The organism is Flaviflexus massiliensis (assembly GCF_001375495.1).
GTDB classification, from domain to species: Bacteria; Actinomycetota; Actinomycetes; order Actinomycetales; family Actinomycetaceae; genus Flaviflexus; species Flaviflexus massiliensis.
In genome coordinates this window covers 930,165-944,361 of the sequence record NZ_LN831058.1, presented here as the reverse complement: position 1 = coordinate 944,361, position 14,197 = coordinate 930,165, and the positions used below count along the sequence as shown (strand labels likewise).

The window sequence follows — 14,197 nt, the reverse complement described above, 5'->3', positions numbered from 1 at the left end:
GTCGCCTCATCGAACTAATGTCGCATTCTGATCCAGAGGTTGCACGCCGCGCCGGTGAGGCCATGCTGAAAATGAGAAAACTCGATGTTGAGGAGCTCGAAAGGGCTGCCTTCAACATTTCATAGGAACAACTATTCCAAACACTACCTGCGAGGTGGTCACCCACAGGGTGGCCACCTCCTCCCTTTGCAAACTTCGCGAACCAAAGCAATGTAAAGGATGGGTGGAATGCCGAGTGGTTTGGACAGCATGCTGGCGAAGGAGCATGGTGGAGAGATGAAGGCCTATGTATTTGAGCAGTACGGGGATGCTAGCAAGGAAGCGCTTCTCGACATCCCCATCCCCTCCCCCGGTCCCGAGCAGGTACTCGTCAAGGTTCGCGCAGCAGGGGTGAATCCAGCTGACTGGAAGCGCCGTGAAGGGCTGTTTGGTCGGAAGGGTGTGATGCCGGTGGGGATGGGGTTGGAGGCCTCCGGAACTATCACCGCGATCGGTGAAGGAGTCACGACCTTTCAGGTAGGTGACGATGTTGTCGGCAAGCCGGCCAGGGGCCGCGGAACCTGGGCAGAGTACACCGTTATGAATGCCAAAAGTGCGGCACTCAAACCACCATCTATTCCGCACGAGGTTGCCGGCACGGTTCCAGTTGCTGGCATCGCCGCATACGACGCCCTCACCTCAGTGCAACTCAACGAGGGAGCACGCATTCTCATCGTGGGTGCCTCCGGCGGGGTCGGTAGTTTCGGCTCCTCAATCGCCCACGCACTCGGACACCACGTCACCGGCGTCGCATCCGAAGCGAAGCGCGACATGGTGGAGGAGACGGGCGCGACCTTTGTAGCTCGCGGAGAGAACTTACTTGATCGGCTTCGCGAGTCAGTCATGACCCCCTTCGACCTGGTGATAGATCTAGTTGGTGGAGACATACTCCATGGTCTAGCACCATTGGCCGCAACCCCAGCCGGACTTCTATCCACAGTCAACTCTCAGATCGTTGATGATCTTGGCGGAACTCCCCTCCACCACGATCCCGAAGGATTAGCCAAAATTCTGGACCTGCTTGATCAGGAGCAAATCAGTATCCACGTGAGCGAACAGTTCTCTCTGGAGGAGGCAGGCGCCGCCATGGCCCGTGTCGAGGACGGTCATACGGCAGGAAAGATCGTTGTCGTGCCGGTGAACGAAAGCCAATAGCAGATCCTCAACACCGGAAGGGATGACATCATGAGTTTCCGTGCACGACGATTTCCTCGTCCTGCTTGGGAGCATGCTGGTTGTGGTCTCCTTACGCATTCTCGACGAGGAAGAGCTTCACGAAGCGAATTAGGGAGGTCTTGCCGGCGCTCTTGAAGGTGATGACAAAACTGAAGTCAGTTCGTCCGTGAACTGTCTTCACCCACCCGTCACTCGCTGCGAACTTGCCGTGCGTAATCGTTGTGTCAATCGTCAATGACATGACGTCATCCTCGGGAACTACCTCGCTAAGTTGAGTGGTGTCCGACTTCCCAATGACTTGCCAGATGGCATCGTCATCGAGCCATTCACGCAGGGTTTTCACATCTTTCCCTGCCCAAGCAGTCACAAAGTCATTGACGCTCGTGATTCGCGGAGCGTTGCCGCATCCGGTTGGAAACTGAACTTCCATGCCTCGACTAACTTTCCTTAAGCCCGCAAGTCCACGGGTTGACGGTTAACCCACCCTAGCTTCTGAGCAGGAATACGTCCTTCCAAGACTGCAGCTCCCAATTGGGTCCAGACCATGAACTGGGAATAGATGCTGCATACTTGGAAGCCAAGTAGCACACGGGCCTGGGCTGCGACCTTTTTCAGTCTCCATTATCCTCGCGTGGCAGTGTCATTTGGCCGGCGCTGCCGTGCAGGGAGATCGCGTAGATCAGGAGGGACTGGCCCAGGACATAGGTGAGCATGACGATGAAGCCGTGGACTGGAAGCGTGAAGTCAGCGAAAGCTCGCAGCGCAATCAGCGCATCCGAAACTGGAAAGATGATTGCACCAACGGTCGCGTAAGCTCCAAGGCCGGTCGCCAGAATCGCCATAGCATGACTGCGGCATAGAGGATGACCGGGAGGAGGAGGCTACCCGCCCCATCCGCGCACAGAACAATAAGTCCGATCGCCACGGCTGCGTAGGGCACGATAAGGACTGGCCGTTTCAATATCGACCTGTCCCGAAATGACCAAAAGGCAGTCATGTAGCAGATTTGCGCGCGCAGGAATCCCGCGATCATTGCCAAGAATCCAGCATCCCCATCCAGGAACCTGGGAAGGGTGTCTCCCAACCAGGAAAAGAACAGGGCAAGAAGTGCAATCTTGGCGAAGCGGGACCGAGGGGACTCGGTGCTGACCCACAGTACGAGGGCGAGGAACGCCATGAGCAGCACTTGCGTGGCTTCCGTGATGACCGCGTGGGGTGCGAAAAGTTGACCGAGCAGGTGGATGATGACGGTCACAAGAAACGCGGAGATCGCGAGCAGCGTTAACCGCAATCCGCGCTCTGCCTGTCCCGTAGTTGCTCCACCGTTCAACATCATCGTTCTAACACTGTGAGCTTACGTTGAAACCCACACTCTTGGAACCGAGGCCTCCCGCTACTTCTTGCGAGAGATTGCCAGTGGGATAGTGAGAGCAGACAGTCCTGCACTTACCAGCACACCCACACTAAAGCTAGAACCCGTAGCGATCCACCCAATCAGGAGTGAGCCGAGGCCTGTCCCGGTATCAAACCCAACGTTCCACACGGTGCTGGCCGCACCGTAGTGCTCCCTATTGACTGCCTGGAAGGACAGGATCAGGGTGAGATTTTGGAGGCCGCCGTATGCCGCACCGACAAGGATTGAGCCGGCAATGAGTGCCGGGACGTTTGTGCTGACTTCGTCCTGCACGGCAAACGCTATGAGGACCATGCCGAGCACGGAGAACAGCACGAGGGGCAGGACAAACTTACGGGCTCCGAGCCGGTCAGCGATGCCACCAATCCGCCAGCGCACGAGGGCAGTTGTCAGCATCATGATGAGCATCACCACCGTCACCAGCCCGGCATCGGACACCATTTGGGCCATAAAGGTGATGAGAACACCGCCTGCCAGCGTCACCGCCAGAAGGAGCATCATCGGCCGCACGAGCTTCCCGTAGGGCGGTGGCGATAGGGGACGAGGTACGTGATCGACGCGCCGCCCCAGCTTCACGGCAGGAATCACGCCCAGGATCGGTAGCAGCCCGATCGCGAAGATAACATTAAACCCGGCCTGTTCCACGATCCAGGGTCCCGCAGAAATGAGAAGCACCTGGGGTACGGCAATGGCGAGGCCGTACATGCCGATCGCTTCACCGCGCCGCATCGGGTCAACCAGTTCGGCAGTGAGCGCGCTTCCCGTTACGGTGATGACACCGAAGCCAAGTCCGCGAAGCCCAGAAAAGATCAGAATCCAGGTGAGCTCTGAGCTAAAGAAGAAGCCCACGGTCGGCAGCCCCAGCATGATCATCCCGAACGTGAGGACCGGGACCCACCCGAATCTGCGCAACGCACTGGGGACAGCAAGCTGGGTGAGGACCGTGACCAGCATGAGAACGGCATTGACCATGCCGGACCCACCCTCATCAGCCCCACCGCGGGTTGCCCACAGCGGCGCGATTGGCATGAGTGCCGCATATCCTGCGAAACCTAGCGCGGTCATAGCAACCAGCAAGGGCATGCCGGGTTCGCGCAACACTGAATTCTTCACCGTTCATCAGCATATCCCCCACTCATCGCCGCGACCAGACGGAGGGTCACACGGAACCTTTTCGAAGAGCACTACCCGGAATCGATACCGATTCCGGGTAGTGCTCAGGTATGGCTATGAGCTGGGGGTTGCCGGTGTGAGGGACGGAACCCGGTCCTCGGTATCTCGTCCCCCGCTCTCCCAGAGCACGGCTTCCCCCGCTTCTCTCGAGGCGGGTAGGTCGATGATTCGCTGATTGGAGGAGCCGCGGAAGGCAAGATCGTGGTGATAGAGGCGCTGAATGAACGGGCCATCCACCAGTACATCGCACAGTTCCAGCAACTCTTTCTTATCTGCGGTCTCAATGAGGAGCCGCTCGTAGGTATAACCGGACCAGATCCACACGGTCTTCTCTTCCCCAAAAGTAGCTCGCACACGCTTAACCAGCGGGAGGAGTATGGGAGCGGACAAGAAGGGTTCCCCACCCAGTAGCGATAGTCCAGCCACGTAGGGTTGCGCGAGGTCTCGTATTATCCTGTCCTCCAGCTCGTCCGTGTAACCGTTACCGTAACGGAAGGATTGCGCCGCCTCGTTGTAGCAACCCGGGCATTTAAATGGGCACCCCGATACGTAGAGTGAGCAGCGAACTCCTTCCCCGTCAACAAAGTTGAACGGCTTATAGTCGGCCACGTAGCCGGCGGAGAGGACCTTCCCATCCCATTCCCCTACCGCCGGCTGCGTGATTCCATCCGCATCCTTCACAGGCACAGCTAGTTGGTCACCTCATCCATGTGCTTGACGCGGCTGGCGATCTCGGTGTGGCGGCCGTGGACCATGGGGCGGCGCTGCGGGTTTCCGAGGTAGCCGCAGGTGCGCTTGACGACATCGCAGGTTTTCGGGTCGTCGTTTCCGCAGTCCGGGCAGGCGAAGCCTGCCGCGGTGGCCTTGAACTCACCTTCGAAGCCGCATTCGTAGCAGCGATCGATCGGAGTGTTGGTACCGAGGTAGGCGACGCGGTCGTATGCGAAGTCCCAGACCGCCTCGAGGGCCTTCGTATTGTGGGTGAGCTTCGGGTATTCGCAGTAGTGGATGAAGCCACCCTTTGAGTACTCGGGGTATTCGGACTCGAATTCGATCTTCTCAAACGGCGTGATTTTCTTGCGCACGTCGTAGTGGTAGGAGTTCGTGTAGTAGTCCTTATCGGTGACATCAGCGATGGTCCCGAACTTCTCCCTGTCGAGACGGCAGAACCTGTCCGTTAGCGACTCGGAGGGCGTTGCGTAGACCGAGAACCAGTACGGGTGCTCCTCACGCCAGGACGTAGCGTAGTCGTTCATGGCCTTGAGAATGGCGAGCGTGAAGTCCTTGGCTTCGCGCTTCGTTTCCCACTCGGGGCCGTAGAAGCAGGTGGCAGCCTCGTAGAGTCCGATGTACCCAACGGAGGCGGTTGCCCTGTGGGCCTGGAAGAACTCGGACACGGAGTCCCTGCCCTCCGGTGCGCGCTTGCCAAGGGCACCGTGCTGGTACAAGATCGGGGCATTGGCCGGGGTTGCTTCCTCGCAGCGAGCAATCCGGTAGAGGAGTGCTTCCTTCACGATCTCCATGCGTTCCGCGAAGAGCTCCCAGAACCTTTCCATGTCACCGCGGGCCTCGATGGCGATGCGGGGGACGTTGAGGGTGACAACTCCGAGGTTGTTGCGACCAGCATTGACCGTTTCACCGGTTGCGGGATCAACCCACTTGGGGAGGAAGGAGCGGCAGCCCATCGGAACCTTGTAATCTCCCTCGATCTCGGTCAGCTTGTCGTAGGAGAGGACATCGGGGTACATGCGCTTCGTCGAGCATTCGAGCGCCAGCTGCTTGATGTCATAGTTCGGATCTGGCTCCTCGAGGTTCACCCCCCTGCGCAGACCGAAGACGAGCTTCGGGAAGATCGCCGTGTGTTTGTCTTTACCGATGCCGCCGATGCGCACCTTAAGAATCGCCTTCTGGATTTCACGCTCGAAGACACCGGTTCCCAGCCCGAAGCCGAGCGTGACGAAGGGGGTTTGACCATTGGAGGAGTAGAGAGTGTTGATCTCGTACTCGAGGGACTGCATGGCATCGTAGATGTCCTTGCGTGTTTTCTCCATGGCGTATTCTTCACGCTTGTTCTCCGGCACCCACTTCTCCGCCTCCGCCCGGTGCTTCTCGTAGTTAATCTGGGCATACGGTGCGAGCACTTCGTCCGTGCGGTCGACAGAACATCCCCCGTACTGGGAAGACGCGACGTTGGCAATGATCTGGGCGATCTGGGCTGTGGCGGTGTTGATGGAGCGCGGGGATTCGACGCGAGCGTTGCCGATCTGGAAGCCTTCGCTCAGCATGGCGGGGATGTCGATGAGGCAGCAGTTTGTCATCGGCTGGAACGGGTTGTAGTCCAAGTCGTGGAAGTGGATATCACCCTTGATGTGCGCGTTTGCAACGGGTCGCGGTAGCAGCTCCTTCAACGCATATGCCTTCGCGACCGATCCTGCCGTCAGGTCGCGCTGCGTGTTGAAGACCGTGGCATCCTTGTTCGCGTTCTCGTTAATGACTGCCTTGTCACGGTTGAGAAGCCGACCCACGGAGTGATGCACGTCCATGGCCTTCTCGCGGTCCTTGTCGCGATCATGCCGGTACTCGATGTAGGCGCGAGCCACTTCCGGATATTCGGATTTCATGAGGCGGTCTTCGACCGCGCTTTGGATGGTTGGGATATCGAGGGTTCCCGAATCGAGGGAGCCAACAACGTCCGCGGTCACCCGTTGCACAAAGTCGTGGTCTTCAATTCCGCGATCGAGAAGTGCGGCTTCGACGGCGCGGTAAATCTTGCTGGAATCAAACTTCACCTGGCGGCCGTCGCGCTTGACAATGACGGTTTCGGTCCCGACCAGATTCTCTAACAACAACGACATCTTGTGCCTCACTTCCGCTTTGAACACTACATCTTGGGGTGCCCCTTCAAATTACACGGCTGTAAGCACGGCTCCAAGGAAGCTTTGGCTTGCATGACATGAATAATTTGAGCCCACAAAACAACACGCCTCAAAACTCCGGGCAAACCCGTAATAGGCGAGCTTCCACACATCGTGCGCAATTCTGAATGTTGTCCGATTTGTCCGAGAGTCTCGCGTGTCGCAAGGCAGTCATTTCCGCAACTTTCACCCTCTTTATTCGCATAACGAAGGTGATCACTCATATTTATGAGTCAACGTGTCGCTTCAACAAACGATTAGTGACGCGATTCAAGCGGCGCAATTTCACACTTCACGCGAATAGCCGGAGTTTCCCAATTACATGGAGGCGCAGAAAATCAGAAACGCATAAATTCAGGACCTTAGTCCTATTGTCCGCTTCTATCCGTCAACATCCACGAGGTGGTGTTCAAGATCGTGGAGGAGGTAGCGGCTGAGATCCGCAATTGTCATGGCCTTCCCGTCACCTCGCAGACCTTCGCGATCCCAATCACCCTCGGTGACCCGCTGATATATGGAGATCGTTCGTTCCGTCTCAGAAGCGATTTGCTGTGCCAGCTCGGCCGGGTCGGCCTCCCAGAATCTTCCACTAACCACTTCGGCCTCACCGTCGCAGTTTGCAAAAGTTGGTCGATCACCACCCAGGATGAGTTCAATTCGCTCTCCAAGGACTTCGATGAGGTCGCGGCTGTGGCATCCGTATTAGACAGGCGACCAGATGCCCTCCTGCGGACGTATGGTCGCGTTCGGCCCCTCCAGGGCTTTGCTCCATCGCCCCGGCAGGTCAGCCAGCCGCCGTGCTGTCTCGGTAACGTCGTGGGGAACGTAGCCGCATTGGCGACAGTCGTCGGTGATGACAAACGTCCACTCTGTTGAATCGGAATCGGCTGGTCGTGGTTCTGTTGACATTGTTCCTCCTCGGAAGGATTAGAGACGCTGGTAGAGTACGACGGAGTCGCTGAGCTCTGCAGTGTCTCCGTTCCTAAAGGTGTGGGTGCGGGTCCGCAACTCAGCCGTTTGAAGTCGCCACGCGTCGGGATCGAGGGCAAGGCCCGCCACCTCCTCCTTCGGGGTTACCATGGTTTCCGTATGTGGATGGTGGGGCATGATCGCATGCGAAGTCAGTAGAAGGTAGCCGCCGGGAGCGATCAGCTGTGAGGCTTGCCTGAGGATGCGGAAGCGATCGAGAGCGACCGGTGACTGGAAGAAGCTTGCGCTGACGAGACTGAACTCATCCGCGAGCGCCAGCTCGCTCAGATCTCCTGCGATGAAGCGTGCCTGGTTTTCGGCCAGACCTTCGTTTTCTGCTGCCTTGCGGGCGCGGGCGATGGCGTTCGTGGAGATGTCGATTCCGGTGGCCTGCCAGCCCTGCTTGGCTAGCCAGATGACGTCTCCGCCTTCACCGCACCCGAGGTCGAGGGCACGGCCAACCGGGAGCTGTCCCGCGACTTCAGCCAGCACTTTGTTGACGTGTCCAGTCCAGATATTGTCGGGTCTCGTGTATCGGTCGTCCCAGTACTGTGTGGGATCTATAATTTCGGGTGAGTGCTCGCCGCGGTCGTGGTGCGCCATGACACCAAGCCTCACGAATCGCGCTCCTCCGGGCAAGGCTTTCCATTCTCAGCATTATCCCGGGATGCGGAACCTGGGAACACAATTGTCACAACGGGTCTATGACAGCGAAAGCTCATTGCTCCGTTTGGCTCATCGTGGTGGAATGGGGCGATGAAGGTTTCATTGGTGACACCGTCAGTTTCTGAACTCCCGTCCCTCATCGCCACCCTGTCAACTTGGCAGGAGGATCGCTCTCCCATCCAGCTTCATCCCGGCGACATTGGGTGGCATTCGATGCGGGGCTTGGAGGTGACTGCTTCTCACTTGCGAGCATGGCAGGCAGAGGATGGCGAAGTCCTGGCGATCGGGATGTTTGACGGGGATCACCTGCTACGGCTTGCTCTCTCCCCCGGTGCAGCACAGGACCGGGGGGTCTGCGTGGCGATTGCGCGTGACCTCACAGAGCAGAACGAAGCCAGTCTGTTCCCTCCGGGTCAGCATTCGGTTGAGTCCCGCCGCGCACGCATGCTCGATTCCTATCTGGGCGAGCATGGGTGGGAGCGGGGAGAGTTGTGGACGGCCCTGCATTTTGACCTGTCCACCCCGGTCGAATTCGAAGAAGCTCTCGGTGAGGCTGGTCTGCGCGTTGTGAGCGCTATCGACTCGCCTCGCGAGTGGATGATCGTGCACCGTTCCGGCTTCCACGCCACCCCGTACACCCCGGACGAAGAGGAGCGGGCTGCCACCAACTTTCAGACCATGGTTGATGCCAACCTGGTCGATGCTCGCCACCTCGCCATGTATCAGGGGGATGACATGGTGGGAGTGGTATCTGTGTGGTCTGCGGGCGTGGGATGCCCGGGGCTACTCGAGCCACTCGCGATCCATCCAGGTTTTCGGAGTCTCGGCTATGGCCGGAATCTTGTCCGTGCCGCGATGGGGCATTTGCGTGAGATGGGGGCATCGAGCGGGCTCGTCTGCACCGATACGGCGAATACCGTGGCGATTGCCACCTATCGCTCGGCCGGGTTCGTGGCCGATGAACCCGTGGCCGACTGGGTGCTGGCAGACCTCGATCTGGGCCGCTAAGCGCTACTTTCGTGCCAGAATTGGGTCATTACCAACACCGAGATTAACCCGGCTGAGTACGAATGCGAGCATGTCTCAAAGTCCGAGATTGTCGACATCGGGACGGCTCGGCAGGTGCCACTCGGCGGGCCAAGGGCTATCACAATCAGGCGCACATTGCCTCAGCGCAGGCGCTCCCTCATTGGCCCCTGGTGCTTTTTCGATCACTACGGTCCTGACAACGTGGGAGAAACGGGTGGCATGCTGGTCCCCCGCCACCCACACACGGGCCTCGCCACCGTGACCCTGCTTTTCGAAGGCAGCATTGAGCACATTGACTCCACCGGATTCACCAATGTTGTCCAGCCCTCCGAAGTGAACCTCATGATTGCCGGTTCCGGTGTTTCCCACTCAGAGTTTTCCACCTCCGACACCGGCATCCTGCACGGCGTCCAGCTCTGGTATGCGCTTCCCGACCGGGTCCGGAACTCCCCTGCCGTTTCTCAACACTATGTTGCCGAGCCGGTGACGGTTCCGGGAGGAACTGTCCTCACCTATATTGGCTCCCTCGCAGGAACCACCTCAACGGTCGACACCTGGGTCGATTCCCTGGCCGCCCAGATCCTCATCAACCCCGGAGAAACGGTGACGGTCGACGTCGATGAGAGCTTCGAGCACGGAGTCCTACTCGATACTGGAGACCTCACCATTCACGCCGGAGACCATTCGCAAGGCTTGGATAAGGACGATCTCGCCTACATTCCCCGCGGCTCTCGGCGCCTCAGTTTCTCGGCCACAACCCCAACGCGGATCATGCTCATCGGCGGATGCCCCTTCGAGGAGAAGATCGTCATGTGGTGGAACTTCGTCGGCCCAAGCCACGACGAGATCGTCCAATACCGAACATCTTGGCAGAACGAGATCGATGAGTCAGATGCCGAGGCAATGGTTCCCGAGCTCGAGAACGGCATCTACTTTGATGGAGTGCCCGAGCCGCGCTTTGAAACGTTCCCTGACAACAAACCTGCCCCGTTCCCCGCACCGACACTGCCCAACGTGCGGATCAAACCCCGCGAAACTCCTTAGCGGTCACGCGCTGACAGAGTGATCAGCACCCTGCACTAAGCGACGAGGGCGGCTGCGCCGTTGAAGGTGACGAAGCCGACCGTTGAAGTGACGAGCAAAGCGGTCGCAATAAGGCCGCTGTCCGCACCGTACTTCTCGGCCAGGATCGTCGTGTTCGCGGCTCCGGGTAGCGCCGCGATGAGGACGAGTGTTGCAAGTTGCTCGCTCGTCAATGCCACTCCCATGCTCATCAGCATCCTCCCCAGCCCCCACACGATCAGCGGGAGGGCGATGACCTTGAGGACGGCAATGATGGCGATGTAGGTGCGGCTTGACCTGCTCGGTTCGGTCGCTGCACGCCTCTGCTCACGATAGAGAACGGCTCCCACTGTGAAGAGCGCGACCGGGGTAGCCGAATCGGCAAGGATTCCAATGATGTCATCCAGCACGCTGGGCAGCGCCCATCCGGTCGCTCCCCAGATCACTCCGGCCCCGATGCCCCACACGATGGGATTGGCAAAGACGCCAGAAAAGGAGGCCTTCAGCTTCGTGAGCAGGCCGGTTCCCTGCGGCAGATCCAGCTGTGAGAAGGCGATTGCCGACCCCTGCAAAACCACCATTTCGGTCAGAATCACCGGGACGACGAGATGAGCGTGCTGGGCTCCCATGATTGCGGTGACGAGAGCAATGCCCATGAATCCGGAGTTGGGAAGCGAAGCTGCCAGACCGCCGAACGACGAGTCGAGCCAGGTGCGGCCTTTGGCACGGCCATACGCGATGGCAATGGCCATGACGCTCCAGCAGGAAACGAGCCAAATACCGATGACGATCGGGTTGAGCGCATCCTCCAAGGGGGATGCGGAGCCGATGCGGAACAGCATCGCGGTCAGGGCAAAATAGAGGACGTAGTTGTTGAGTCCTTTGATGGCTTCGATGGGGATGAGCCCGAATCTTGCACCGAGATATCCGATCAGCATGAGAGCAAACAGAGGCGCGCTGACAATCACCACATCCAAGAAAAAATCTCCCAAGCACATCGAATAAAAGCGGAGCACCACACGCGGTGGTGCTCTTCAGCCAGAGTATCGGATCCCCAGGCGTGGGGGTTTACTGGGTCAGCATGCGTACGGGTGGGGCACCAATCAGTACCCCACCCGCAATTGCTGGCCTAGCCTTCGGCGGTGATGACGTCACCATCCATGTCGATATTCTTCACGAGTCCGCTCTTGCGGGCGGCCTCCTCAACAGCCTTCGACACGGCCGGCAAGACCCTCGGATCGAACACGGAGGGAATGAGGAATCCAGGATTAAGTTCACTGTCGGTGATGGTGCCAGCAATGGCATCGGCTGCTGCCACCATCATTTCATCGGTCACGCCGGTCGCCTGCGCATCGAGCAACCCGCGGAAGAATCCGGGGAAGACGAGAACGTTGTTGATCTGGTTCGGGAAGTCCGACCGGCCGGTCGCAACCACGGCGGCGTATTCGGATGCCACTTCGGGATCCACTTCGGGATCTGGATTCGCCATCGCAAACACGATCGCATCCTTGTTCATGTTCTGAATATCCTCACCATCCAGAACATTGGGGGCCGAGACTCCAATGAAAACATCCGCACCGACGACAGCCTCCTTGAGGCTGCCACTGAAGCCTTCTTCGTTCGTGTTGTTAGCCAGCCAGTTGCGGTGCTCATCGGCATGGGTGGAGCCGCGCTCGATGACACCGTTGCGACCAGCAGCAAGAATGTTTCGGACTCCGGAAGCCATGAGGAGACGGATGATGGCATAGCCGGCTGCACCCACTCCGGAGACGACAACGCGAACGTCGGAGATGTCCTTCTTCACGACCTTGAGAGCGTTAACGAGTGCTGCCAGGGTGACGATGGCGGTGCCGTGCTGGTCGTCATGGAATACCGGAATGTCGAGTTCTTCGCGGAGCCGGCGTTCAATTTCGAAGCAGCGCGGTGCTGAAATGTCCTCAAGGTTGATGCCACCGTAGGCGGGTGCGAGCGCCTTGCAGATGCTAATGATCTCCTCGGTGTCCCTCGTGTCGAGGGCGACCGGCCAGGCATCGACATTGCCGAACTTCTTGAAAAGAATTGCCTTCCCCTCCATGACCGGAAGAGCCGCCTCCGGACCAATGTCTCCGAGCCCGAGGACCGCGGTTCCATCCGTGACGACAGCAACCGTGTTTGCCTTCATCGTGAAGCGTCGAGCATTGTCCTTGTCTTCCGCGATCGCGAGGCAGACTCGAGCAACTCCGGGAGTGTATGCGCGGGAAAGGTCTTCCCTATTGCGCAGTTCGATGCGCGGGGAGATTTCGAGCTTGCCCCGGTTGTGAATCACGAAGGTGCGATCGGAAATTCTGCGCACCCGAGTCCCTGCCAGGCTGTTGACCTTCTCCCTGATCTTTTCCACGTGGCGCAGTCCGCGGGTGTTGGCGGAGACGTCGATAATCATGGAGTTGTCACCAGATCCGACGACGTCAAGTCCGGTGATGGCTGCCCCCGTTTCACCAATCGCTGCGGTTAAATCTGAGCTTGCGGAAAAGGACGCTGGGGTCTCGACTCGAAAGGTAATTGAATAGCCGGGACTGGGTGCAACCATGTGGGACTCCTCGTTGAGTTTGTTGATGTGTCCCCAACATTCTAGGCCGAAAACCCACCTTATTTCTCTCTATGAAACAAAGTCCCATCAAAGGAAACCGGACAATTAACTCATATTTCCCAAGCCTTGAGTTATGCCCTAAGTAGCTAGTACCGGGCTTGTTTTTTGGAATGCAGATCGTCAAGAAACCAATGCGTTCGGTGACCATTTCGACGCTACGCACATTGCTCTTCTTCCAATCCGGTCGGGGCGATGACGACTGCGGCATTGCAGCGACTCATAGGCGCGAAAAAGAGACGAGTACCAGGTACTCAAATCAGAAAAAGCAAGCAAAAAAGGGGGCACGCAGTCGTGGCCGCAGGAGCATTCAGAGCGCAGTAGGCGAAAGTGGCTTGCGACTGTCCCTATTCGCAGTAGGTAGGTCCACACCCCGGAATCTCTTCAAACATGGCGGAGTAGATACCGATGAGCTCCTGCCTTTGCAGACCATCTAACGGGATTGACGGATCAGTTTGGCTTTCCACGGTTCCCAGGTGATTGGACACCACCTCGCCATCGACAACCACGGCAACGAGTGGAACCAGGATCCTACGTTCGCCGCTCCCCTCCATGCCCGGATATTCGGGAGCGTGATCGCCGAGCTCATCGAGGAGGAACTCGTAGTAGTCGGTTCCTTCTTCTTCGGTCACGACCTCCCCATCATCGTCAACCGACTTCTGGTCTCTGATCTCTGAGACGTTGACGTAATGGATCTGGTCAAGGTTGACGGCAGCGGCAGCTTCGGTCAGAGGCGATACAGCATTGCGGCACCACGGACACTCCGGGAATCCAAAATAGATTGCCCCATCCCCGTCATCAAGTAATTCACGTACCTGTTCTTCGGTGGCTGGCAAGAACCTGTGATCCTCGGGAATGCTGACCTCCATGTACTCCCCTCCCTCGGACACGACACCGTTGAGGCCTTCGTATTCGGAGATGAAGGAGTCGGAGGTGTCACTCTGGCAAGCGGTGAGCATCAGAGTGGCGGTCGTAAGGATGGCAAGGCGGCGCAGCAGTCGCATGAGTATCGCATTCTCTCAAGGGGTGGTTCACCTGTGATTTTGACCGAAAATACGCAACCGAACGTGGGCCCATATACCTAGGGAAGACCCATCTACCTCCCGAAGTCAGCACAAGCCATCCGTACCT

At 58.3% G+C, this 14,197-nt stretch carries 12 protein-coding genes and 2 pseudogenes; 3 read left to right on the top strand and 11 right to left on the bottom strand.

The features are described from left to right. Positions 1-228: 228 nt before the first annotated feature. On the top strand, positions 229-1,194 hold the full coding sequence (locus BN1241_RS08320) for an NADP-dependent oxidoreductase (protein WP_222704435.1): 966 nt from the start codon (positions 229-231) through the stop codon (positions 1,192-1,194). A gap of 91 nt (positions 1,195-1,285) precedes the next feature. On the opposite strand, the gene BN1241_RS08315 is transcribed toward BN1241_RS08320, so the two are convergent. From BN1241_RS08315 to BN1241_RS08285, 8 genes and pseudogenes are all read right to left on the bottom strand, one after another. Continuing rightward, complete coding sequence (locus tag BN1241_RS08315; RefSeq protein ID WP_054953155.1) at positions 1,286-1,645, bottom strand: hypothetical protein; 360 nt, start codon at positions 1,643-1,645, stop codon at positions 1,286-1,288. Between the two features lie 181 nt (positions 1,646-1,826). Beyond that, positions 1,827-2,392, bottom strand: a pseudogene (locus tag BN1241_RS13620) (lysoplasmalogenase family protein). A gap of 216 nt (positions 2,393-2,608) precedes the next feature. Continuing rightward, positions 2,609-3,742, bottom strand: a complete 1,134-nt coding sequence (locus BN1241_RS08305; protein ID WP_222704434.1) for an MFS transporter — start codon at positions 3,740-3,742, stop codon at positions 2,609-2,611. Positions 3,743-3,856: 114 nt separating this feature from the next. Beyond that, positions 3,857-4,489: an anaerobic ribonucleoside-triphosphate reductase activating protein gene (gene nrdG / locus BN1241_RS08300; RefSeq protein WP_230198292.1), complete on the bottom strand. Its 633-nt coding sequence runs from the start codon at positions 4,487-4,489 to the stop codon at positions 3,857-3,859. Positions 4,490-4,491: 2 nt separating this feature from the next. Continuing rightward, positions 4,492-6,657: an anaerobic ribonucleoside-triphosphate reductase gene (gene nrdD / locus BN1241_RS08295; RefSeq protein WP_147599360.1), complete on the bottom strand. Its 2,166-nt coding sequence runs from the start codon at positions 6,655-6,657 to the stop codon at positions 4,492-4,494. 441 nt (positions 6,658-7,098) lie between these two features. Continuing rightward, positions 7,099-7,398, bottom strand: a pseudogene (locus tag BN1241_RS13330) (DinB family protein); the annotation flags it as partial. A 21-nt stretch (positions 7,399-7,419) separates the two neighbouring features. Further along, positions 7,420-7,626 (bottom strand): hypothetical protein, encoded by a 207-nt coding sequence (locus tag BN1241_RS13325; RefSeq protein WP_222704432.1) that lies wholly within the window; start codon positions 7,624-7,626, stop codon positions 7,420-7,422. Between the two features lie 18 nt (positions 7,627-7,644). Further along, positions 7,645-8,304: a class I SAM-dependent methyltransferase gene (locus BN1241_RS08285; RefSeq protein WP_222704431.1), complete on the bottom strand. Its 660-nt coding sequence runs from the start codon at positions 8,302-8,304 to the stop codon at positions 7,645-7,647. Positions 8,305-8,442: 138 nt separating this feature from the next. Between BN1241_RS08285 and BN1241_RS08280 the strand changes: the two genes are divergently transcribed. Together BN1241_RS08280 and BN1241_RS08275 are read left to right on the top strand one after the other, a co-directional pair. Beyond that, positions 8,443-9,360, top strand: a complete 918-nt coding sequence (locus BN1241_RS08280; protein ID WP_054953152.1) for a GNAT family N-acetyltransferase — start codon at positions 8,443-8,445, stop codon at positions 9,358-9,360. Positions 9,361-9,516: 156 nt separating this feature from the next. After that, complete coding sequence (locus BN1241_RS08275; protein ID WP_222704430.1) at positions 9,517-10,425, top strand: pirin family protein; 909 nt, start codon at positions 9,517-9,519, stop codon at positions 10,423-10,425. A gap of 35 nt (positions 10,426-10,460) precedes the next feature. On the opposite strand, the gene BN1241_RS08270 is transcribed toward BN1241_RS08275, so the two are convergent. The 3 genes from BN1241_RS08270 to BN1241_RS08260 all read right to left on the bottom strand — a co-directional run bounded on the left by BN1241_RS08270 (position 10,461) and on the right by BN1241_RS08260 (position 14,070). Beyond that, positions 10,461-11,414: an AEC family transporter gene (locus BN1241_RS08270; RefSeq protein WP_054953150.1), complete on the bottom strand. Its 954-nt coding sequence runs from the start codon at positions 11,412-11,414 to the stop codon at positions 10,461-10,463. 158 nt (positions 11,415-11,572) lie between these two features. Next, entirely contained in the window at positions 11,573-13,009 is a 1,437-nt protein-coding gene (locus BN1241_RS08265) for an NAD-dependent malic enzyme (protein ID WP_054953149.1), read from the bottom strand. Between the two features lie 404 nt (positions 13,010-13,413). Then, positions 13,414-14,070, bottom strand: coding sequence for a hypothetical protein (locus BN1241_RS08260; protein ID WP_054953148.1), 657 nt, complete (start codon positions 14,068-14,070; stop codon positions 13,414-13,416). Between the last annotated feature and the right edge of the window lie 127 nt (positions 14,071-14,197).

Coding starts and splice junctions, on each gene's coding strand:
- BN1241_RS08320 (WP_222704435.1), top strand. CDS start 229: ATGCCGAGTGGTTTGGACAGCATGCTGGCGAAGGAGCATGGTGGAGAG.
- BN1241_RS08315 (WP_054953155.1), bottom strand. CDS start 1,645: ATGGAAGTTCAGTTTCCAACCGGATGCGGCAACGCTCCGCGAATCACG.
- nrdD (WP_147599360.1), bottom strand. CDS start 6,657: ATGTCGTTGTTGTTAGAGAATCTGGTCGGGACCGAAACCGTCATTGTC.
- BN1241_RS13325 (WP_222704432.1), bottom strand. CDS start 7,626: ATGTCAACAGAACCACGACCAGCCGATTCCGATTCAACAGAGTGGACG.
- BN1241_RS08280 (WP_054953152.1), top strand. CDS start 8,443: ATGAAGGTTTCATTGGTGACACCGTCAGTTTCTGAACTCCCGTCCCTC.
- BN1241_RS08265 (WP_054953149.1), bottom strand. CDS start 13,009: ATGGTTGCACCCAGTCCCGGCTATTCAATTACCTTTCGAGTCGAGACC.
- BN1241_RS08260 (WP_054953148.1), bottom strand. CDS start 14,070: ATGCGACTGCTGCGCCGCCTTGCCATCCTTACGACCGCCACTCTGATG.